18 protein-coding genes are annotated in these 20,857 nt (G+C 70.1%); all 18 read right to left on the bottom strand.

The annotated features are described in order from the left end of the window. Positions 1 to 122: 122 nt before the first annotated feature. Positions 123 to 1,541 carry an aspartate aminotransferase family protein gene (locus OHA64_RS41035; protein ID WP_405622233.1) on the bottom strand — a complete coding sequence of 473 codons (1,419 nt, stop codon included), beginning with the start codon at positions 1,539 to 1,541 and terminating at the stop codon, positions 123 to 125. Then, complete coding sequence (gene dxs / locus OHA64_RS41030; protein WP_405622231.1) at positions 1,538 to 3,523, bottom strand: 1-deoxy-D-xylulose-5-phosphate synthase; 1,986 nt, start codon at positions 3,521 to 3,523, stop codon at positions 1,538 to 1,540. The genes OHA64_RS41035 and dxs overlap by 4 nt, the downstream gene beginning before the upstream one ends. A gap of 27 nt (positions 3,524 to 3,550) precedes the next feature. Continuing rightward, positions 3,551 to 4,708 (bottom strand): flavodoxin-dependent (E)-4-hydroxy-3-methylbut-2-enyl-diphosphate synthase, encoded by a 1,158-nt coding sequence (ispG, locus tag OHA64_RS41025; RefSeq protein WP_405622229.1) that lies wholly within the window; start codon positions 4,706 to 4,708, stop codon positions 3,551 to 3,553. Between the two features lie 4 nt (positions 4,709 to 4,712). Then, positions 4,713 to 5,735, bottom strand: a complete 1,023-nt coding sequence (gene hpnH, locus OHA64_RS41020; protein ID WP_405622227.1) for an adenosyl-hopene transferase HpnH — start codon at positions 5,733 to 5,735, stop codon at positions 4,713 to 4,715. 5 nt (positions 5,736 to 5,740) lie between these two features. Then, entirely contained in the window at positions 5,741 to 6,382 is a 642-nt protein-coding gene (locus tag OHA64_RS41015) for a 1-hydroxy-2-methyl-2-butenyl 4-diphosphate reductase (RefSeq protein WP_405622225.1), read from the bottom strand. After that, the gene (gene shc, locus OHA64_RS41010) at positions 6,382 to 8,370 is read right to left on the bottom strand and encodes a squalene--hopene cyclase (protein WP_405622223.1); all 1,989 of its coding nucleotides are present in this window, start codon (positions 8,368 to 8,370) and stop codon (positions 6,382 to 6,384) included. Before shc ends, OHA64_RS41015 begins: the two co-directional genes overlap by 1 nt. A 118-nt stretch (positions 8,371 to 8,488) precedes the next feature. Then, positions 8,489 to 9,553 (bottom strand): polyprenyl synthetase family protein, encoded by a 1,065-nt coding sequence (locus OHA64_RS41005; protein WP_405624324.1) that lies wholly within the window; start codon positions 9,551 to 9,553, stop codon positions 8,489 to 8,491. A 71-nt stretch (positions 9,554 to 9,624) separates the two neighbouring features. Beyond that, positions 9,625 to 11,136, bottom strand: coding sequence for a hydroxysqualene dehydroxylase HpnE (hpnE, locus tag OHA64_RS41000; protein WP_405622221.1), 1,512 nt, complete (start codon positions 11,134 to 11,136; stop codon positions 9,625 to 9,627). After that, on the bottom strand, positions 11,133 to 11,273 hold the full coding sequence (locus OHA64_RS40995; protein WP_405622219.1) for a DUF6380 family protein: 141 nt from the start codon (positions 11,271 to 11,273) through the stop codon (positions 11,133 to 11,135). The genes hpnE and OHA64_RS40995 overlap by 4 nt, the downstream gene beginning before the upstream one ends. Then, entirely contained in the window at positions 11,273 to 12,223 is a 951-nt protein-coding gene (gene hpnD / locus OHA64_RS40990; RefSeq protein ID WP_405622217.1) for a presqualene diphosphate synthase HpnD, read from the bottom strand. The genes OHA64_RS40995 and hpnD overlap by 1 nt, the downstream gene beginning before the upstream one ends. Beyond that, the gene (hpnC, locus tag OHA64_RS40985; RefSeq protein ID WP_405622215.1) at positions 12,220 to 13,122 is read right to left on the bottom strand and encodes a squalene synthase HpnC; all 903 of its coding nucleotides are present in this window, start codon (positions 13,120 to 13,122) and stop codon (positions 12,220 to 12,222) included. Before hpnC ends, hpnD begins: the two co-directional genes overlap by 4 nt. 387 nt (positions 13,123 to 13,509) lie before the next feature. Then, complete coding sequence (locus tag OHA64_RS40980) at positions 13,510 to 14,289, bottom strand: ABC transporter ATP-binding protein (RefSeq protein WP_405622213.1); 780 nt, start codon at positions 14,287 to 14,289, stop codon at positions 13,510 to 13,512. After that, positions 14,282 to 15,211, bottom strand: coding sequence for an ABC transporter permease (locus OHA64_RS40975; RefSeq protein WP_405622211.1), 930 nt, complete (start codon positions 15,209 to 15,211; stop codon positions 14,282 to 14,284). The genes OHA64_RS40980 and OHA64_RS40975 overlap by 8 nt, the downstream gene beginning before the upstream one ends. Before the next feature lie 115 nt (positions 15,212 to 15,326). Continuing rightward, complete coding sequence (locus OHA64_RS40970; protein ID WP_405622209.1) at positions 15,327 to 16,211, bottom strand: glycosyltransferase family 2 protein; 885 nt, start codon at positions 16,209 to 16,211, stop codon at positions 15,327 to 15,329. Next, on the bottom strand, positions 16,208 to 16,987 hold the full coding sequence (locus tag OHA64_RS40965) for a CDP-alcohol phosphatidyltransferase family protein (protein WP_405622208.1): 780 nt from the start codon (positions 16,985 to 16,987) through the stop codon (positions 16,208 to 16,210). The genes OHA64_RS40970 and OHA64_RS40965 overlap by 4 nt, the downstream gene beginning before the upstream one ends. Further along, positions 16,965 to 18,026, bottom strand: a complete 1,062-nt coding sequence (locus tag OHA64_RS40960) for an iron-containing alcohol dehydrogenase family protein (protein WP_405622206.1) — start codon at positions 18,024 to 18,026, stop codon at positions 16,965 to 16,967. Before OHA64_RS40960 ends, OHA64_RS40965 begins: the two co-directional genes overlap by 23 nt. Next, on the bottom strand, positions 18,014 to 18,766 hold the full coding sequence (locus OHA64_RS40955; RefSeq protein WP_405622204.1) for a sugar phosphate nucleotidyltransferase: 753 nt from the start codon (positions 18,764 to 18,766) through the stop codon (positions 18,014 to 18,016). Before OHA64_RS40955 ends, OHA64_RS40960 begins: the two co-directional genes overlap by 13 nt. Further along, the gene (locus OHA64_RS40950) at positions 18,763 to 20,574 is read right to left on the bottom strand and encodes a DUF5941 domain-containing protein (RefSeq protein ID WP_405622202.1); all 1,812 of its coding nucleotides are present in this window, start codon (positions 20,572 to 20,574) and stop codon (positions 18,763 to 18,765) included. Before OHA64_RS40950 ends, OHA64_RS40955 begins: the two co-directional genes overlap by 4 nt. Positions 20,575 to 20,857 lie beyond the last annotated feature (283 nt).

Below are 20,857 nucleotides of genomic sequence, written 5' to 3'. Positions count from 1 at the left end.
TTGAGCCGCGGGCTTGCCTCTGCGGCAAATTTCTTGTCTCAGAGGCAAAAGCCCCCTTCTCCGTCCGTACGGGAAGCCCCGCCGGCACCCCGGCTCCCGGCCCCCGCCTCCCCGGGCTCGCTCTATCGGTTGGCCACCGCCTGCTTGATCAGCGTCTTGCCGAAGTCCCACATCAGCCCGCCGCCGCTGTGCGCGTCGTCCATCACGTCCGTGAAGGCGTCCACGAACCGGTTCACGTCCTCCTCCCCGATGACCAGCGGCGGGATCAGCTTGATCACCTCCAGGTGGTCGCCGGAGACCTGGGTGAGGATGCGGTGGCGTTGCAGCAGCGGGACGACCACCATCTGCGCGAACAGTCCCTTGCGTGCGGCCTGCAGCATGGTCCAGCGACTGCGCAGCTTCAGTGACTTGGGCTTTCCGAACTCGATGCCGATCATCAGGCCCCGGCCGCGGACGTCGGCGAGCAGCTCGTACGTGTCGACCAGCGCCGAGAGCCGGGACTTCAGCAGGTCGCCGGTGGCCCGGGCGCCGGCGACGGTCTGCTCGTTCTCCATGACGGACAGCACGGCCAGTCCCGCCGCCATGGCCTGCGCGTTTGACCCGAAGCTCGCCGAGTGGACCAGCACCCGGTCCATGGACGAGTAGACCTTCCTGAAGATCCAGTCCTTGCCGAGGGTGGCGCCGACCGGCACATAACCGCCCGACAGCGCCTTGGCCACGCACACCAGGTCGGGTTCGACGCCCTCCTCGTGCTGGTAGGCGTAGAAGTCGCCGGTGCGTCCCAGTCCCGTCTGCACCTCGTCGACGATGAGCAGCGCCTTGTGCCGGTGCAGCAGTTCCTGGGCGGCCCGCAGATAGCCCGGTGGTGCCTCGTGCACGCCCTTGCCCTGGATGGGTTCGACGACCAGCGCGGCGACGTCGCCCTTCTTCAACTCCCGTGCCAGGGCGTCGAGATCACCGAGCGGGACGGCCGTGTCGGGCAGCAGCGGGGCGAAGCCGTCCCGGAAGCCGTCCTCGCCGTTGACCGACAACGATCCGGTGGTCAGGCCGTGGAAGGCGTGGTCGCAGTACAGGATCCTGGGTTTCCCGGTGGCGTAGCGGGCGAACTTCAGCGCGGTCTCGACCGCCTCCGTCCCGCTGTTGCCGAAGAACACCCGGTCCAGGTGCGGACTGTGGCCGAGCAGCTTCTCGGCCAGCAGCCCGGGCAGCGGCTGACAGTCGAAGCGGGTCAGGTCGGCGAGCTGGGCGTCCAGGACGTCGTGCAGCGCCTTGCGGACGACGGGGTGGTGGCGGCCCAGACCCATCACCCCGAAGCCGGCGAGCATGTCCAGGTAGTCGTTGCCGTCCGCGTCCCAGAAGTGGGCGCCCTCACCCCGCTCGTAGACCTTGTCGAAGCCGATGGTGTGCAGCATGCGCGGGAGCTGGTGGTTCAGGTACTTGGCGTGCAGCTCGTAGCGCTCGGCTCCGCGCTCGGCCAGCAACGCGCCGAGGTCGAACTTCCCGGCAGCCGAGGAGGGCGACGCGGATTCCGCGGTTGTCATTCCTGTTTCTCCTTGGACGGCGCTTCCTTCTTCGCCCTGGACGACGGTCCCTGTTCTGCCCTGGACGAGGGTTCCTGGACGGCCGGACCCGCGTTCTGGGCGGGCAGGATCGCTGCCTTGACGGCCAGACTCGCGCCGATCCGTCCGGCGACCTCGACAGGAGTGAGGCCGATGTCGGCGAGCACCTCGCCCCGCTTGGCGTGCGCGAGGAACTGCTCCGGGATGCCGAACCGCCGTACGGGGACGTCGACTTCGGCGTCACCCAGGGCGAGCGCCACCGCTGCGCCCACGCCGGAGGCGCGGCTGTTGTCCTCGACGACGGCGACCAGATGGTGCGCGGCGGCGAGGCCGGGAAGCGCCGGGTCGACGGGCTTGACCCAACGGGGGTCGACGACGGTGCAGCCAATGCCCCGGGCCTCCAGCAGCTCGGCGGCCTGGAGGCAGACGGGTGCCATCACGCCCACGGCGACCAGGAGCACCTCGGGACGGTCCGCGCGGTGCAGGACGTCCATGCCGCCCACCCGGTCGACCGCCGGGATCAGCGGTCCCACCGACTCCTTCGGGAAGCGGACCAGTGTCGGCGCGTCGTCCACCGCGACGGCCTCCCGGAGCTGGGCCGCCAACTGCTCGGCGTCGCGCGGCGCGGCGATCCTGAGGCCCGGCACGACCTGGAGGATCGACATGTCCCACATCCCGTTGTGGGAGGGCCCGTCGACGCCCGTCACCCCGGCACGGTCCAGCACGAACGTGACGCCGCAGCGGTGCAGGGCGACATCCATCAGGAGCTGGTCGAAGGCGCGGTTCAGGAACGTCGCGTACACGGCGACGACCGGATGCAGTCCGCCCGTGGCGAGGCCGGCCGCGGAGACGGCCGCGTGCTGCTCGGCGATGCCCACGTCCCACACCCGGTCGGGGAAGCGGGCCGCGAACGTGCCGAGCCCCACCGGGTGCAGCATGGCCGCCGTGATCGCCACGACGTCGTCCCGCTCCTCGCCGATCCGCACCATCTCGTCGCCGAACACAGAGGTCCAGGACGGCCCCTTGGTCGGCGTGAGCGGCTCACAGGTGAGCGGGTCCATCACTCCGACGGTGTGGAAGTGATCCTCCTCGTGCGCCAGGGCGGGTTCGTAGCCGCGCCCCTTCTCGGTGAGGCAGTGCACCAGCACCGGCCCGTGGAAGCGTTTGGCGCGCCTGAGCGCCGACTCGACGGCCTTGAGGTCGTGGCCGTCGATCGGGCCGACGTACTTGAGGCCGAGGTCCTCGAACATGCCCTGCGGGGCGAAGGCGTCCTTGAAGCCCTTCTTGGCGCCGTGCAGCGACTCGTAGACGGTGTTACCGACCAGCGGGGTCCGCAGCAGTACATCCTTCCCCCAGGCCAGGACCTTCTCGTAGCCGTCGGTCGTGCGCAGCGTGGCCAGGTGGTTGGCGAGGCCGCCGATGGTCGGCGCGTAGGACCGCTCGTTGTCGTTGACGACGATGATCAGCGGCCGGTCCTTGGCGGCCGCGATGTTGTTGAGCGCCTCCCAGGCCATGCCGCCGGTCAGCGCGCCGTCGCCGATGACCGCGACGACATGCCCCTCCTCGCCCTGCACCTGGCGGGCCTTGGCGAGTCCGTCGGCCCAGCCGAGCGCGGTGGAGGCGTGGCTGTTCTCGATGACGTCGTGCTCGGACTCCTCGCGCGAGGGGTAACCGGACAGGCCGCCCTTGCCGCGCAGTTTGGAGAAGTCCTGACGACCTGTCAGCAGCTTGTGCACATAGCTCTGGTGACCGGTGTCCCACAGGATGCGGTCGACCGGTGACTCGAAGACCCGGTGGAGCGCGATGGTCAGTTCCACCACGCCCAGGTTGGGCCCGAGGTGTCCGCCGGTCCTGGCGACCGCGTGCACCAGGAACTCCCTTATCTCTTCTGACAGTTCGCCGAGTTCCGCCTCGGACAGCGCCTTCAGGTCACGTGGTCCCCGGATGTTCTCCAGAATCGTCACGTCAGGCCCCCTATCGGTCCGTGCTGTTCAGCTCACGGTGACGGCCGGCTCCCCCGAGGCGACGCCGTCCTGCTCCATCTGTTCGGCGATCTTCATCGCCTCTTCGATCAGGGTCTCCACGATCTTCGACTCGGGGACGGTCTTGATGACCTCGCCCTTCACGAAGATCTGCCCCTTGCCGTTGCCGGAGGCGACGCCCAGGTCGGCCTCCCGCGCCTCGCCCGGGCCGTTCACCACACAGCCCATGACGGCGACCCTGAGCGGCACCTCCATGCCCTCCAGGCCCGCCGTGACCTGGTCGGCCAGTTTGTAGACGTCGACCTGGGCCCGCCCGCAGGACGGACACGACACGATCTCCAGCCGCCGCTGCCTGAGGTTCAGCGACTCCAGGATCTGGATGCCGACCTTGACCTCCTCGACGGGCGGTGCGCTCAGGGACACCCGGATGGTGTCGCCGATGCCCCGGCTGAGCAGCGCCCCGAAGGCCACCGCCGACTTGATCGTCCCCTGGAAGGCGGGGCCGGCCTCGGTGACCCCCAGGTGCAGCGGGTAGTCGCACTGTTCCGCCAGCAGTGTGTAGGCGTTGACCATCACCACGGGGTCGTTGTGCTTCACCGAGATCTTGATGTCCCGGAAGCCGTGTTCCTCGAAGAGCGAGGCCTCCCACAGGGCGGACTCCACGAGCGCCTCGGGGGTCGCCTTGCCGTACTTCCGCAGCAGCCGCTGGTCCAGCGATCCGGCGTTGACCCCGATCCGGATCGGGGTGCCGTGCCCCTTGGCCGCTCGCGCGATCTCCTTCACCTTGTCGTCGAACTGCTTGATGTTGCCGGGATTGACCCGCACGGCCGCGCAGCCGGCCTCGATCGCGGCGAACACGTACTTCGGCTGGAAGTGGATGTCGGCGATCACCGGGATCTGCGACTTGCGCGCGATCGTCGCGAGGGCGTCCGCGTCGTCCTGCGTGGGGCAGGCGACGCGGACGATCTGGCAGCCGGACGCGGTGAGTTCCGCGATCTGCTGAAGGGTGGCGCCGACATCGGACGTACGGGTCGTCGTCATCGACTGCACCGACACCGGGGCCCCGCCCCCGACCGCCACCGGCCCGACCTGGATCCGCCGCGACGCGCGCCGCTCGGCGATCGGCCGGACCGGCACCTCGGGGACGCCCAGGGAAACGGCGGTCACGGCGCTACCCGCGGTTTCCGTTGACGGTCTCGCGCATGGCCCGCAGCGACTCCTTGAGCGACCCCATGGTGGCCAGCACGGCGGTGGGCTCGTAGCCGCAGTGCGCCATGCAGTTGGCGCACCGCGGGTCCTTGCCGCGGCCGTACTTGTCCCAGTCGGTCTCCTCGATGAGTTCGCGGTACGTCGGCACGTACCCGTCGCTCATCAGGTAGCAGGGCCGCTGCCAGCCGAAGAGCGAGTAGTTCGGGATCGCCCACGCCGTGCACGGGAAGTCGACCTTGCCCTCCAGGAAGTCCAGGAAGAGCGGGGAGTGGTTGAGCCGCCAGCGGCGCCGATTGCCGCCCGAGAAGGCCTTCTTGAACAGTTCGCGGGTCTGCTCCACGCCCAGGAAGTGCTCCTGGTCGGGCGCCTTCTCGTAGGCGTAGGCGGGCGAGATCATCATCTCGTCGACCTTGAGGTCGTCGTTGAGGAAGTTGAGCACCTCGACGATGGTCTGCGGGGTGTCGGTGTTGAAGAAGGTCGAGTTGGTGGTGACCCTGAAGCCCCGCCGCTTGGCCTCCTTGATCGCCTCCACGGCCTCGTCGAACACACCCTCCTTCGCCACCGACTCGTCGTGCCGCTCCCGCAGCCCGTCGATGTGCACGGCGAAGGCGAAGTAGGGAGAGGGCTTGAAGTTGTCCATCTTCTTGCGGAGCAGCATGGCGTTGGTGCAGAGGAAGACGTACTTCTTCTTCGCCACCAACTGCCGTGTGATCTCATCGATCTGAGGGTGCATCAGCGGCTCACCGCCGGCGATGGACACCATCGGCGCACCGGACTCCAGAACAGCCCCGACGGCCTGCGCCACCGGCATCCGCTGCTTCAGTACCCCGGCCGGGTGCTGGATCTTGCCGCAGCCCTCGCACTTGAGATTGCACGCGAAGAGGGGTTCCAGCTCCACGATGAGAGGGAACTTGTCCCGCTTGCGAAGCTTTTGTTCAGCCAAGTATGTAGCGACCTTGATGGACTGACGCAGCGGCATGGCCATCTGGCTCACCTCCTGGGGAGCAGCAAGGAACGGTGCCATTCATAGAAAGCGGGAAGGACCGAGCGAAGTACACGGAAAGCTGATATTCCACCGCGCACCGTGCCGATCCGGACGAGTTCATGTTCTGGAGCGTCCACGACCACCCGGACGGCCGCAACCGGGCGCTCGCCCGAATGCACGGCGCTCAGGAGCGTGGCCGCGGACTCCATGTCGACCGCGATCGCTCCGGTCGCGAGCAGATCCGACCGTTCGTGACCGCGGACGACGTGATCGGAACCGGTGAGCGGTCCGGTGTGGACGGTGCGCCCGGGAAGGGCCCGTACCAGCTCCTTCACGAGCAGGTCGGTGCCGACGCACGGCACGGCGCCGCGCGGATCCCGGGTCTCCTCGGCGACGACCAGGTCACCGGGGTGCATACCGGGGGCCAGCCCGGCGCAGAAGCCCGTGGCCAGGACGGCGGCCCCGTCGAGCGCGGGGTCCGCCAGCAGTCGGGTGACGGCCCGCTCGGCCGCCTTCGGTCCCATGCCGGTGCGCAGCACGGTGACCGGCCCGTCGGCGCCGCCGCGGTCGCCGCTGCGCAGGGCGAGGTGCTCGATGCCGAGCGCGCAGGCGATCAGCAGCGGGGCCGAAGCGGGCTGGGTGCTCATCAGCCGGCTCCGGCCCCGGAGAACGGCTCTCCGTGGACGTACCGGCCGAGGGCGGTGAGCGGGAACACCTGTCGGTAGAGGTGGTAGTTGATCGAGAAGTCCCAGGGGAAGCCGGTGCCGGTGAAGTACGGCTCGTCCCAGGAACCGTCCTCCCGCTGGGTGCTCGCGAGCCATTCGACGCCACGCTCGACGGCTTTGGAGTCCCGCTCCCCCGCCGCCAGCAGCGCCATCAGCGCCCATCCGGTCTGCGAGGCGGTGGAGGCGCCCCGTCCGCTCCAGTCCTTGACGTGCTGGTAGGAGCGCAGGTCCTCGCCCCAGCCGCCGTCGTCGTTCTGCACCTTCTCCAACCAGGCCACCGCCCGTCGGATCGCCGGGTGGGAGGCGGGGAGGCCGGCCGCGGCCAGGGCGGGCACCACCGATCCGGTGCCGTAGACGTAGTTGACGCCCCACCGTCCGAACCACGAGCCGTCCGGCTCCTGTTCGGCGAGCAGCCACTCGATGCCGCGCCGGGTGCGCGGATCGTGCGAGAGCCCCTCGACGGCCAGCATCTCCACCACGTGCGCGGTGACGTCGGCAGACGGCGGGTCGATGACCTCCCCGAAGTCGCAGAACGGCAGCCGGTTGGGGAACGGGCTGGTGTTGTCGACGTCGAAGGCGCCCCACGCGCCGTTCCTGGACTGCATGCCGAGGTTCCAGCGCACCCCGCGCCCGATGGCGTTCTCCACCCGCTCCGGGTCGTGGTGCTTGACCCGGCGCAGCGCGAGAACGACCTCGGCGGTGTCGTCGATGTCCGGGTAGTTGTCGTTGTGGAACTCGAACGCCCAGCCGCCCGGCGGGAGTTGGGGTCGTTTCACCGACCAGTCTCCGGGCCGGACGATCTGTTCGCCGAGCATCCAGTCGGCGGCCTTGACCAGTTGGGGGTGATCGGCGGGCACCCCCGCGTCGGCGAGCGCGATGGTCGCGAGGCAGGTGTCCCAGACCGGCGACTGGCAGGCCTCGATCATCCGGGCCCCGTCCTCGCGCCAGACGGCGAACCGGTCCAGCGACTCGAGTCCCGCGCGCATCACGGGGTGTTCGAGGTCGTACCCGAGCAGGTGCAGGGCGATCACCGAGTACACGGCCGGCGGTTGGATGCCTCCCCAGCAGCCGTCGTTCTCCTGCCGCTCGATGATCCAGCGGGCGGCGGAGTTCATCGCCGCCTTGCGCAGCTTGCGCGGTGCGACCCTGCGCAGCGCGTGCAGGGCCCTGTCGAGTCTCTGGAAGGCGCCGTCCCAACTCGCCACGGGCGCCCGGGGCTTGGGTGGGTTGGGGACGGCCGGGTCGGTGTGCAGTTCGTCGAGCGGGAAGGGCGCGGGGCGCACCGGCCGCTTCGCGGAGACGATCGTCAGCGGGACGATGGTCTGCCGGGCCCAGCACCCGAAGTCGTAGATGTTGAGCGGTACCCAGGTGGGGAAGTAGATCAGCTCCGGCGGGAGTTCGGGCAGGTCCTCCCACTTCCACCAGCCGAACAGGGCCAGCCAGATCCGGGTGAAGACCCGGGCGGCGGCGATTCCGCCGCGCTCGCGGATCCAGGCGGAGGCCTTCGCCATGTGCGGGGCGTCGGGTGCGTCCCCGGCGAGCCGGAGGGCGACGTACGCCTCGATGGTGGTGGAGAGTTCGCCCGGCCCGCCGTAGAAGCTCGCCCAGGAACCGTCCTCGCGCTGTTCGCCGCGGACGAAGAGCGCGGCGGCCTGGGTCGTCCTCTCGTCGCGGATGCCCAGGAACTGCCGCAGCAGCAGGTCCTCGGCGTCCATCGTGACGTTGGTCTCCAGGTCGCCCTTCCACCAGCCCTCGGCGTCCTGTCGGGACAGCAGGAAGTCGGTGGATCGCTGTGCGGCGCGTACGGCGGCGTCCCGTACCCCCGCCGTCACGGAGATCGTGGTGGTTTCGCTGGCCGAGGCAGCGCGGGGCGGCAGGGCCCCGGTGCTTCCGTCGGTCGTCGCTGTCATGGCTTCCCCTTCGTGCAGTGTGCATACGGTGCGTCTGCTGTGGGTCCGCCGTCGGCCGGTGCGCTTCTCCTCGCAACACCGGCCGGCGACTACGCGAGGGCTATTCGACCGATAGTGATCATCTCTTTCGTACGACGACGAAGTCGGCCAGCGCCGTGAACCGCGCCCGTACCCGGTCGGGCATGTCAACGGCGTCCAGGGCCCCGATGGCGATGGTGTGCTGACGGCGGGCTTCTTCGGCCGTCCACTCGCGGCCGCCCGCGTCCTCGATGAGGGCGGCGCGGGCCGCGAACTCCTCCTCGGAGAAGTTCTCGAAGTCGCTGCTCTTGGCGTCGGCGGCGAGGAGCTCGCCGAGCCGCTCGGCGGCGGCACCGCTCGCCGCGAGCGCGGCCACGACCGGCAGGGACTTCTTGCGCTGGCGCAGATCGCTCCAGGTCTGCTTGCCGGTCGACACCGGGTCGCCCCAGATGCCGAGGAGGTCGTCGACGGCCTGGAAGGCGAGGCCGAGGTGGTAGCCGTACTTCTCCAGCGCGTCGGCGGTGCGGTCGTCCGCGCCGCCGAGCACCGCTCCGATGGAACTGGCGCAGGCCAGCAGGGCGCCCGTCTTGTTGCCCTCCATCTCCAGGCACTCCTCGACACTGACGCGGTCGCGGTGCTCGTAGGAGATGTCCTGCGCCTGCCCGTCGATCAGCGCGCGGGTGGCGGTGGTGAGGCGGCGGGTGGCGCGGGCCGCCTCGGCCGTGCCGAGTTCCAGGAGGACCTCGTTGGCGAGGGCGAACAGGGCGTCACCGACCAGGATGGCCTGGGCGGGGCCGTGCACCTTCCAGACGGTGTCGCGGTGGCGGCGCTGTTCGTCGCCGTCCATCAGGTCGTCGTGCAACAGGGAGAAGTTGTGGACCAGCTCGACGGCGACCGCGCCGGGGATGCCGGTCTCGGGCGCGGCGCCGGTGACCTCGGCGGAGAGCACCGCGAGGGCGGGCCGTACGGCTTTGCCGCCGTCGCCGTCCGCGGGGTTGCCCTGGGCGTCGATCCAGCCGAAGTGGTAGGCGGCGACGGTGTCCATGGGAGGGGCCAGGCGGTCCACGGCCGCCCGCAGCACCGGTGTGGCCAGGGTCCGGCCGCGCTCCAGAAGCGCGGTCACGTCCACCGCGGTCCTCCGAGCGGCCGTCTCGGCCGGGGGCACAGTGGGCACAGTCTCTCCTCTTGTCGCGGTACCGGAGGTGCGGGGACCTGCCGTGCCGTGCTGATCGACCTTCACCGGGCCTCACCTCGCAGTGAGACGCCGGTCCCCTCCGGTTGTCGGCCGGGGGCCTGGGGGTTGCCCCCCGGGACGATGCGGTGGGCCGCCTCCTCGAACGCGAAGAGACGGCGGGGACGGGGCCGGCCCAGAGCTCCGAGCGCGGCGTCCGCCGCGCTCACTCCGCTGCGGACCGCACTCTCCATGGTCGCGGGCCACCCTGTGGCGGTCCACGCTCCGGCCAGGTAGAGGCCGGGTGCCTTGGTGCGGGCGCCGGGCCTGAGCCGCCCGACGCCGGGGGTGGGCGCGAACGTCGCCGTACGCTCCCTGGTCACGAAGAAGTCCCGCACCTCGGCACCCCGGGTGCGGGGCAGCAGCCGTTCCAGCTCGGGCAGATAGCGCTCGCGCAGGACCGCGACCGGCTCGTCGATCTCGTCGCGTGCGGCCGACTGCGAGAGAGCCAGGTACTGCCCTTGCCGCAGCCCGGATGCCCCGGTCCGGTCGAACACCCACTGCACCGGGGTGCCGAGGGCCGCGAAGAACGGTGTGTCCAGCACCTTCCGGTCGTAGACGACATGGACGTTGAGGATCGGCGCCGTGCCGATCCTCAGCAGCCGTTCGGGGTCGTCGAGCGCCCCGCCGGGCAGCAGATCGTGGGCCTCGCGCTGCGGTACGGCGAGGACGACCGCGTCCGTCCGAAGCGTTTCGCCGGGAACCTGAACGCTCCAAGTCCCGTTCTCGTCAGTAGAGATGGAGGTGACGCGTGTTCGGACCTCGGTACGCACGCCCGCGGAGTCGAGCGCCTTGCGGGCCAGCCGGTCATGCAGTTCGCCCAGCGGGACGTGCGCCCATCCGATGTCGGCCGCGCCCGGGTCGGACAGCAGGCCGGTCTTGAACACCATCGCGGCGAGCCCGAGCGAGGCGTCGCCCGCGACCGCGTTGAGGGTGGCGACCCCGACCAGGTCCCACAGGGCCTCGACGGCACGCGCCGACTGACCGTGCGCGGTCAGCCAGCTGCCGAAGTCCTGGGCGTCCAGGGCCGGATCGGCGAGGTCGAGCCCCTTGAGCGCGAGCGCGGCACGCCCGACCTTGGCACGTTCGGCGAGCGAGAGATGCGGATACGTGGCGAGGCTGCGCCCCAGATGCAGGGGCACCGGCAGCGCGTCGCGCCGCAGCCTGCCGAGCCGCCGCCCTTCGGGCCTGTCGACGTCGAGTACGGGCACGTCGAGACGATCCTGCAGCGGGGCCAGCGCCGCGCCATCGATCCGGTCCAGGAACCAGCGGTAGGCGGTGCAGCAGCGCAGGTAGACGTGCTGTCCGTTGTCGACGGTCAGTCCGTCGCGCTGGAAGGAGAAGGCGAGCCCGCCCAGGCGTGGCCGGCCTTCGAGCAACGTCACCCGGATCCCGGCGTCGGCGAGCGCGAGCGCGGCGGTGATCCCGGCGAGTCCGCCGCCGACCACGACGGCGTTCGACCCGGAGTGTCCAGGCGGGGCCGCGAGCGGCTCGTCGGAACGCGTGCCGTCGGTCATCGTGCCCCCTCCCGTGCTCGGCCGCCGTACAGGTCGAACGGTGCACGGCCAGTCGTCGCAGTCAGGGACGCCGTAGCCCACCGGAGGGTTGCGTGTCGCTTTTCACCGGTGGCATCACCTTGGACCGGATTGTCCATCAGGCGCGCCTCCTGACGGTCATACGGGTCACATGCCGGGCGTCCAGGCCGGACAGGCCACGCACGGCCACAAACGCCTTCTCCCGCCCGGGCAGCGAGACCCGGCCGCGCAGCACGGCTTCCGGGTCGCGCTCGATCCGGTCCAGGAGGCGGCGGTAGATGCCGGCCATGGCGGCGACACAGGCGCCGCTGCGCCGGTCGAGCATGGGGAGCAGCCGGTAGCCCTCGGCGAAAAGGGCGCGGGCCCGACGCACTTCGAAGTGCACGAGGCCCGCGAAGTCCGCGCCCTCCGGTGGTTTCGGCCCCTTGAAGCCGGCCGAGCAGCCGAACTTGGCGAGGTCGTCTGCGGGCAGATAGGTACGCCCGCCCTCGGCGTCCTCGCGGATGTCCCGCAGGATGTTGGTGAGCTGGAGCGCGAGTCCGAGCGTGTCGGCGTACTCCGGGGCGCGTTCCACGCCGCGCGCCCCTGATTCCGTACCGAACACCCCGAGCGACAGTCGCCCGATGGCGCCCGCCACGCAGCGGCAGTACACCTTCAGGTCGTCCCAGGTCTCGTAGGTCTCGCCGTGCACGTCCCTCAGCACGCCGTCGATCAGCTCGTCCAGGCCGCCGAGCGGGATGGGGAAGACATCGGCGGCGTGGGCGAGGGCGACCGCGACGGGATCGGTGTCGTCCTCGTCGACCCCGCCGTCGCGGACCCGGGCCAACATCGCCCGGGTGTCGTCGAGTCTCTCGCTCTTGACCTCGTCCGGCAGCGCGCCGTCGCCGATGTCGTCGACGCGCCGGGAGAACGCGTACAGCGCCGACATCGCACGCCGCTTGGGCGTCGGCAGCAGCCTGATGCCGTACGCGAAGTTACGGGCCTGCTGCCCCGTGACGGTCTCGCAGTAGCTGTAGGCGGCGAGTACCGGTGCGGACACGTGTGGTTCCGACTCCACGGTCCGGATCACCCCTCTCCTCGCAGAGTGACGCCCACCTCGCGCAGCAGTTGGAGCTTGCCGGGCTTGGGCGGGCCGGGAAGTACGTCGTATTCGGCGGCGGCGATCGCTCGGAGCGCCGCCCTTCCTCCCGCCACGAACCCTGCGAGCAGCAGCTTCAACCTGCCGTGGACGCTACCCACGAGGGGGGCGCCTTCATTCAGGAGGTCGCGGGCGCGTTGCGCTTCGTATGCAACCAGCGCGCGCACCGACGCGCCCCCGGTTTTCGTGGCGAGATCCGTTTCCTCGACGTGAAAGCGCTTCATGTCCTCGGCGGGCAGGTAGACACGGTCGCGACCGAGGTCCTCGGCGACGTCCTGGAGGTGTTCGACGATCTGCAGGGCCGTGCAGATCGCGTCGGAGCGGCGGATCCGCTCGGGGGTCGAGGTGCCGGTGACGGCGAGGACCAGGCGGCCGACGGGGTTGGCGGACAGCTCGCAGTACGCGAGGAGGTCGTCGTAGGTCTCGTAGCGCGCGACCGACTGGTCCTGGCGGTTCGCGGCGATCAGGCCGAGGAAGGGGGCGGGGGTCAGCGCGTGGCGGCGGACGGTCGGCTGGAGACGGCGCAACAGGGGGTGGCGCGGGGTGGAGTCGAAGACGCGGCCAAGGTCGGCTTCGAAGGCGTCCAGCAGTGTCATCCTGTCCTCGGCCACCGCGGGCGACACGCCGAGCAGACGGGCGTCGGCGCCACCGGGTGCGAGGTCGCCGTCACCGATGTCGTCGACCAGACGGGCGAAGCCGTAGACGGCCATGAGGTCGGTTCGCCAGGCTCGGGGCAGAAAGAAGGGGGCCACGGGAAAGTTCTCCGCGGCGGCCTTGTCGAGCGTGCCCCGTTCCGCCGTGCCGGGGCGGATCGCGCCGGTTCCCGTCATCGCCGGCTGCCCTGAGCGGGGACGGCACACGCTGCGTGGAGCTGGGGAGTTTCCGTAGCCATTGCCGTCACATCTCCCGTTCTACACCGCCGACCCAATGCGCACTATTTCGGACACGCCGCCCGACCGTTCGCACGGTGGCCCTGGCGCAAGGTGTCGTGCATTATCGCCCCACTTGCCGCGTTTCGGGACCGGTACAGCTTACGTTGTACAACGCGGCGCGGTTCACTGGGGAGTCCTGCACATCACAACAACACACCGATTGGTCCCAAGATTCCCAAGACGGGCCGAAGTTGACGTTTCCTTTGCAGACGCGGAGGGCCGCCGGAGCAGTTCCGGCGGGGCCCTGGGAAGCGGGACGGTCTCTTTCGCCCGGGTGCGTGTGGGCTATTTGCCCGTGAACTTCTCGTACTCCTTGAGGACCTCGTCGGTCGGACCGTCCATGCGCAGCTCGCCGCGCTCCAGCCACAGGACGCGATTGCAGGTGTCACGGATCGACTTGTTGTTGTGGCTGACGAGAAACACCGTGCCGGCCTCCTTGCGCAGCTCCCGGATGCGCTCCTCGGAGCGCTTCTGGAACTTGCGGTCGCCGGTGGCCAGCGCCTCGTCGATCATGAGGACGTCGTGGTCCTTGGCGGCGGCGATGGAGAAGCGGAGACGGGCTGCCATTCCGGAGGAATAGGTGCGCATCGGGAGGGTGATGAAGTCGCCCTTCTCGTTGATGCCGGAGAAGTCGACGATCTCCTGGTAGCGCTCCTTGATCTGCTCGCGGGACATTCCCATGGCCAGCCCGCCCAGTATGACGTTCCGCTCGCCGGTGAGGTCGTTCATCAGGGCCGCGTTGACGCCGAGCAGGGAGGGCTGGCCGTCGGTGTAGACCTTGCCCTTCTCGGCGGGCAGCAGGCCGGCGATGGCACGGAGCAGGGTCGACTTGCCGGAGCCGTTGGAGCCGATCAGGCCGACGGCCTCGCCGCGGTAGGCGACGAAGGAGACGCCCTTGACGGCGTGCACCTTGCGCACCCCGCGCTCCTCGCCGCGCTTGACGATGCGACTGAGGGCCGCGGTGGCACTGCCCTTGCCGGTCTTGGCGCCGTTGACGCGGTAGACGATGTGCAGCTCGTCCGCGATGACGGTGGGGATTCGCGCGTCCTCGATGTTCTCAGCCACGGCCGTACCTCTCCTCCGCCTTCCAGAAGTACACGAAGCCGCCGAGCGCGAAGAGCACGGCCCAGCCGCCCGCGGCCGCCCACACGTGGTCGGGCAGGTTCTCGGAGCCGTAGCCCTCGATGAGGGCGAAGCGCATCAGGTCCATGTAGATCGCGGCCGGGTTCCACTGCAGGACGTTCGCGATCCAGGCCGGCTTGTCCTCCAGCATGATCTTGATGGAGAACATCACGCCGGACGCGTACATCCAGGTACGCATCACGAACGGCATCAGCTGGGCGAGGTCGGGGGTCTTGGCGCCCGCGCGGGCCATGATCAGCGACAGGCCGGTGTTGAAGAGGAACTGCAGGGCGAGCACCGGGACGATCAGCATCCAGGACAGGTCCGGGTAGCTGCCGAAGGCGATCACCACCACGAACACCACGATCATCGAGAACAGCAGTTGCTGGAGCTGCTGCAGCGCGAAGGAGACCGGCAGCGAGGCGCGCGGGAAGTGGAGCGCGCGGACCAGCCCGAGGTTGCCGGAGATCGCGCGGACGCCCGCCATCACCGAGCTCTGGGTGAACGTGAACACGAACACGCCCGTGACCAGGAACGGGATGTACACGTCCCGCGGCATGCCACGCCCGGCGTCCAGGATGACGCCGAAGATGAAGAAGTACACGGCCGCGTTCAGCAGCGGGGTGGCCACCTGCCACAGCTGCCCGAGCTTGGCCTGGCTGTACTGGGCCGTCAGCTTCGCCCGCGAGAACGCGAGGATGAAGTGGCGCCGGTCCCGGAGCTGGCGGACGTACTCGACGAGGGAGGGCCGGGCGCCGCTCACGGTCAGTCCGTGCTTGGCGGCGAGCTGTGCCGCCGTGAGGCCCTCGTCGGCGGGCGCGGGCGCGCTCACCGCGACCGTGCCGTCGTGCGTTGTCTCACTCACTAGTGGAAACTTTCGTGTTCGAGATGCGCAGCCTGTGCGGGCATGCCATGGGCCGAGGGGCCCGGTGCGGGCCCGGGGCCTCGGTACGGCCCGGTTGCTGTCGGATACGAGCTTGTCAGATGACGGGGGGCCGGCCCAGTCGAGTCAGCCGCCACACGGTACGCCACTTCATGGCCCTGCGCGGCCCGCACGGCGTGCTCCAGCCTTCCCGGAATCCGCCGAACCACGCCTTCAGGGCGGACCGCGAGGGGCGCCGCAGCAGGGTGAGCAGCATCCAGACGCCCAGGTAGACGGGGATCAGGAGCGCGGGCAGGTTCCGGCGGGCGAGCCAGACGCGGTTACGGGCGACCATGCGGTGGTAGACCGCGTGCCGCGAGGGCGCGGTCGTCGGGTGGTACAGCACCATGTCGGACCGGTAGTCGATCATCCAGCCCGCGTCGAGGGCCCGCCATGCCAGGTCGGTTTCCTCGTGTGCGTAGAAGAACTCGTCCGGCAGTCCGCCGACTTCGGCGAAGACCTTCGTACGTACGGCGTTGGCGCCGCCGAGGAAGGTGGTGACCCGGGAGGAGCGCATCGGGTCGGCGGCGCGCAGACGCGGGACGTGGCGGCGCTGGGTGTCCCCGGTGTCGGGGTCGGCGATGCGGAAGCTGATGATGCCGAGCTTGGGGTCGGCCGCGAAGGCCTCTCGGCACAGCTCGGCGGTGTCGTGGCCGGCGAGGAGGCCGTCGTCGTCCAGGAACATCAGGATGTCGGTGTCGCCGCCGCCGGGGCCGAAGGCCTCGATGCCGACGTTGCGGCCGCCGGGGATGCCGAGGTTCTCCGGCAGCTCGATGGTCCGGACGCCCTCGGGGACGTCCGGGACGGGCGAGCCGTTGCCGACCACGACCACCTCGACCCGGTCGCCGTCCTGCTTGGCGACCGAGTCGAGCAGGGCGCGCAGCTCGTCGGGGCGGTTGCCCATGGTGATGATCACCGCGCCGACCTTCAGGCCCGCGTTCATCGCAGCCTGCTCGACACGAGGATGGACACGAGGTGCAGCAGGGTCTGGAGCAGGGCGATGCCGGCCAGCACGGCGACGCCGAGCCGGGTGAAGAACAGGTCGCCGCGCGCCTGGTCGACGATCGCCAGGACGAGGATCAGCAGGGACGCCTCGATACCGAGCACCAGCCGGTGGAACTTCAGCGCGGCGGCGGCCTTGCGGGCCAACTGCATCCCGGAGGAACGCGGCTCGGACGCGGCCTCCTTGACCGGCGGCAGCCCGCCCTGGTGGCGGGCCACGCCGACCAGGTCGGTCTCGGCCTTGATCAGGATCGCGCCGAGCGCGGCCAGCGTGCCGAGGAAGGCCCACAGCCAGTCGATCCGCCCGGAGCCCCACAGGTCGGCGGCGCGCAGACCGAAGCCGACGAGCACCGCGGCGTCGGTCAGATAGGCGCCGACCCGGTCCAGGTAGACGCCGTTGAGGGAGTACTGCTTCTTCCAGCGTGCGATCTCGCCGTCGACGCAGTCCAGCAGCAGATACAGCTGGACCATGACCACGCCGAGCACGGCCCCCGGGATCCCCGGCACCAGGAGCGCCGGGGCCGCGAGGACACCGCAGACGGTCATCAGGTACGTGAGCTGGTTGGGCGTGACCCTGGTGTTCACCAGGTAGCGGTCGACCCGCAGGGACACCTCACGCATGTAGAGGCGCCCCATCCAGTGCTCACCGCTGCGCCGGTCCTTCACCCCCGCGGGGTGGACGACCGGTCGTAGTTCAGCTACCGATGGCCTTGACATAGTCGGCGTAGATGTCCTTGATCTGTTCGGTCTTGAGGTCGAGGTGTTCGAGGATCGTGTACCGGCCGGGCCGGGTCCGAGGGGCGTACTCCACGACATGGACGAACTCGTCCGCGGTGAAGCCGATCTCCTCCGGCAGCACCGGCAGCCCGTGCCGGCGCAGCACCGTGGCCATGTAGGCCGACTCCTCGTGGGCTCCGCGCAGGTACATCGCGAAGGCCGCGCCGAGTCCGCACTGTTCGCCGTGGGCGGCGGCCCGCTTGGGGTGGAGCACGTCGAAGGCGTGGTGGATCTCGTGGCAGGCCCCGGAGCACGGCCTCGAGTCACCGGAGACGGACATGGCGATACCGCTGAGGACCAACGCCTCGGCGAGTACCTGGAGGAAGCCGTTGTCCCCGATGCCGCCCGGGTGCCGGAGCACCGACTCGCCGGCCTGGCGGGCCATCGCCGCGGCGAGGCCGTCGACCTTCTCACCGTTGACGCGGTTGGCGAGCTCCCAGTCGGCGACCGCGGAGATGTTGGAGATGACGTCGCCGATGCCGGAGCGCACGAAGCGGACGGGCGCCTCACGGATCACGTTCAGGTCGATGACCACCGCGATCGGGTTCGGCACACCGTACGAGCCGCTGCCCGCGTCGTTGTCGAGGGTCGCGACCGGTGAACACAGGCCGTCGTGAGCGAGGTTGGTGGCCACGGCGACCATGGGGAGGCCGACGCGTGCCGCCGCGAACTTGGCGCAGTCGATGATCTTCCCGCCGCCGAGACCGACGACCGCGTCGTAGTGGCCGGCCTTTATGTCGCTCGCCAGCCGGACCGCGTCGTCGATCGTGCCGCCGCCGACCTCGTACCAGGTGGCGCCGGGCAGGGTGGGGGCAATCCGCTCCCGCAGCCTGGCGCCCGAGCCGCCGCTGACGGCGATCGCGAGCTTGCCGGAGTGCGAGATGCGCTCATCGGCGAGGACGCACCCCAGGTCGTCGAGGGCACCCGGGCGGATGTCGACGACGAGCGGGGAGGGAATGAGCCGGGTCAGTACTGGCACGCGATCTCCCGTCCGCGGGCGAGATCGTCGTGGTTGTCGATCTCCACCCACTTGACGTCGCCGATCGGCGCAACGTCGATACGGAAGCCGCGGTTCACGAGTTCCTGGTAGCCGTGCTCGTAGAACTGCTGCGGGTCGGTCTCCCAGACCGTCTTGAGCGCGTCGGCCAGTTCGGGGGCGGCGTCCCCCTCGATGAGGGTGACGCCGATGTACTCGCCGGTCGCCTCGGCCGGGTCCATCAGCTTGGTGATCTTCGTCATGCCCTTGGCGGGATCGACGACGACCTTCATCTCCTCGTCCGCGAGGGACTTCACCGTGTCCAGGGCGAGGATGATCTTCTTGCCGTCGCCGCGGGCGGCGAGCAGCGTCCTCTCGACGGAGACCGGGTGGACGGTGTCGCCGTTGGCGAGGATCACGCCGTCCTTGAGGGCGTCCCGTCCGCACCACAGGGAGTAGGCGTTGTTCCACTCCTCGGCCTTGTCGTTGTCGATCAGGGTGAGCTTGAGGCCGTACTTCTCCTCGAGGGCCGCCTTGCGGTCGTACACGGCCTCCTTGCGGTAGCCGACGATGATCGCGACCTCGGTCAGACCGATCTCGGCGAAGTTGCCGAGGGTCAGGTCCAGGACCGTCGGTTCGCCCTCTATGCCCGCGGGCCCCACCGGCACCAGCGCCTTGGGAAGGCTGTCGGTGTAGGGGCGCAGACGCCGTCCGGCGCCGGCCGCCAGCACGAGGCCGATCATGCGGGTTCTCCTTCATCGTGTACGGCGGGCGCGCCACCCTTGTGGGCAGCCACCCAGAAACGAATGCTCTCGACGAGCACCACCAGGGCGATGGCCACGGCGAGGACCGTGAGCGCGACCGTGAACTGCGAGGCGGTGAGCACCGCGGCCAGGACGGCGACGAGCAGCGTCCGCCCTTCGTGCCCCCCGATGACGCGCACCAGCCAGGCCGGGGGTGCTCCGGCGTCGCCGCGGATGCGGTACACCGTGTCGTAGTGATGGTAGGCGACGGCCGACACCAGGCCGAAAGCCGCAGGAAGGGCCCCTTGCACGTCCGCCTCGGCCGCCAGGATCAGGACGGTGCCGTATTCGGCCGCCCGGAAGAGCGGGGGGACGAGCCAGTCGAGGGAGCCCTTGAGGGGGCGGTACAGCGCCTGGCCGGCAGCGACGGTGTACACGACGGCACCCGCGACCGGCGCCCAGGTCACCCCGGAGAAGAGGGCCACGGCGAGGACGGCCGTCCCCGCCAGTGCCACCAGCAGCGGGGCGCCGAGCCGGGCGCGTGTGGCACGTGCCACGAGGTAGGCGAGCGGCCCGTTGTCCGCGAGGTCCGCCAGCGCCTGCGCCGCCCGGTCCGTGCGCTGTGCCTTGCGGGTCAGCGACCGCAGCACCCGGCCCGCGGTGGTGTAGGTAGCCGCGAACGCGCAGCCGATGAGCAGCGCGTAGAAGGTGATACGAGGAGTGGTCACCGCCGTCAGAACGGCGATCATCGCCCAGCGCTCACCGATCGGCAGGACGATCATCCGCCGTATCCACACCGTCCAGCCGACGCTGTCGAGCTTGTCGGAGAGGGCCGCCGTGGGGCTGGCCAGCGACAATTTACCGAGCGCGGTGGCGTCGTGGTTCGCCTCGTTGAAGGAGAAGTCCACGACGTGCCGGCAGGTCTGCAGGACCATGGCGCCCAGGGCCAGTGCCCATACGTCGTCGCCGCCCCGGGCTGCTCCAAGGGCGAGGCCCGCGTAGTAGGCGTACTCCTTGGCCCGGTCGAAGGTGGCGTCCAGCCAGGCGCCGAGGGTGGAGTACTGGAGGGAGTAGCGGGCGAGCTGGCCGTCGGTGCAGTCCAGGACGAAGGACGCGATCAGCAGCACGCCCGCCGCGACGAAGCCGCCCCGTGTGCCGGTGGCCGCGCAGCCCGCGGCTATCAGGGCGGTGAGCAGGGAGGCGGTGGTGACCTGGTTCGGGGTCAGGCCTCGGCGGGCGCACCAGCGGGCGATGTAGCGGGAGTACGGGCTGATGAAGTAGGTGGTGAAGAAGCCGTCGCGGGCCTTCACGGCCGACTTGAGGCGTATCGCCTCGTCGTCGACGGCGGCGACGGCCTGCCGGGCCTCGTTGCCGGCCTGCGGATCGACGGGCACGGCGGCGACCAGGCGGCCGAGTTCGGGGCGGTGCACGGCGGTGCCATCGGCGTCGAGTGCGGTGACGATGCGGTCGGCAAGGCTGTCCACGGCGAGGGCCGTACCGCCGCCCGCGGAGTTCTCGCGCGCCACCGCCCGGGTCAGGGCCTGGCGGCCGGCCGGCTGGGCGGTCACGGCACCCGCGACCGCGGCGAGTGGGAAGCGGGGATCGGTGAGACCGAGGCGCAGCGCGTGCACGTGGCCAACGAAGCGGGCGTCGACCACGGCGACCCGCTGGTCACCGGGGACCTGGGCGAGGAGGGTCTCGGCCTCAGCGGCGTCCGAGGCGATCCGAACGTCGAAACCGAGGGACCGCAGATCGCCCTCGATCGACGATCCGGGGACCGGCTGACCGGTGAGGATGGCGGTCGACAACCGAACTCACTCCCTGGGTGCCGACGCGCGGGCGCCGGGCATGTGCATGGTGGGGGCGCCCTGTGGCGTCGCGTGGCTTTACCAGGCGGGCGGCATGTCGGCTGAGGCTATCGGATGCCCGGAAGACCACGTTCACCGCCCGTTCAGGCGCCGATCAACGTCGTCTCCCCCGGCCTTCGCCGCGATCATCATCGTGGATCGCGGGCCCGCCCACAAACTTGCGCCCACAGACCGGACATCCGGGACATTGCGTCCGACATGGGGGCCTAGGCATAGGGTGGGC

Origin of the sequence: Streptomyces sp. NBC_00076 (assembly GCF_045041235.1) — a bacterium.
Classification (GTDB): Bacteria; Actinomycetota; Actinomycetes; order Streptomycetales; family Streptomycetaceae; genus Streptomyces.
Note: the sequence above shows the minus strand (reverse complement) of the source record. Positions and strands in the feature narration are given on the sequence as shown.

Excerpts from the sequence above, each read along its gene's own strand:
- OHA64_RS41035 (WP_405622233.1), bottom strand. The coding sequence starts at position 1,541 with ATGACAACCGCGGAATCCGCGTCGCCCTCCTCGGCTGCCGGGAAGTTC.
- hpnH (WP_405622227.1), bottom strand. The coding sequence starts at position 5,735 with ATGGCCATGCCGCTGCGTCAGTCCATCAAGGTCGCTACATACTTGGCT.
- OHA64_RS41015 (WP_405622225.1), bottom strand. The coding sequence starts at position 6,382 with ATGAGCACCCAGCCCGCTTCGGCCCCGCTGCTGATCGCCTGCGCGCTC.
- shc (WP_405622223.1), bottom strand. The coding sequence starts at position 8,370 with ATGACAGCGACGACCGACGGAAGCACCGGGGCCCTGCCGCCCCGCGCT.
- hpnE (WP_405622221.1), bottom strand. The coding sequence starts at position 11,136 with ATGACCGACGGCACGCGTTCCGACGAGCCGCTCGCGGCCCCGCCTGGA.
- OHA64_RS40995 (WP_405622219.1), bottom strand. The coding sequence starts at position 11,273 with ATGGACAATCCGGTCCAAGGTGATGCCACCGGTGAAAAGCGACACGCA.
- hpnC (WP_405622215.1), bottom strand. The coding sequence starts at position 13,122 with ATGACGGGAACCGGCGCGATCCGCCCCGGCACGGCGGAACGGGGCACG.
- OHA64_RS40970 (WP_405622209.1), bottom strand. The coding sequence starts at position 16,211 with ATGAACGCGGGCCTGAAGGTCGGCGCGGTGATCATCACCATGGGCAAC.
- OHA64_RS40965 (WP_405622208.1), bottom strand. The coding sequence starts at position 16,987 with ATGTCAAGGCCATCGGTAGCTGAACTACGACCGGTCGTCCACCCCGCG.
- OHA64_RS40955 (WP_405622204.1), bottom strand. The coding sequence starts at position 18,766 with ATGATCGGCCTCGTGCTGGCGGCCGGCGCCGGACGGCGTCTGCGCCCC.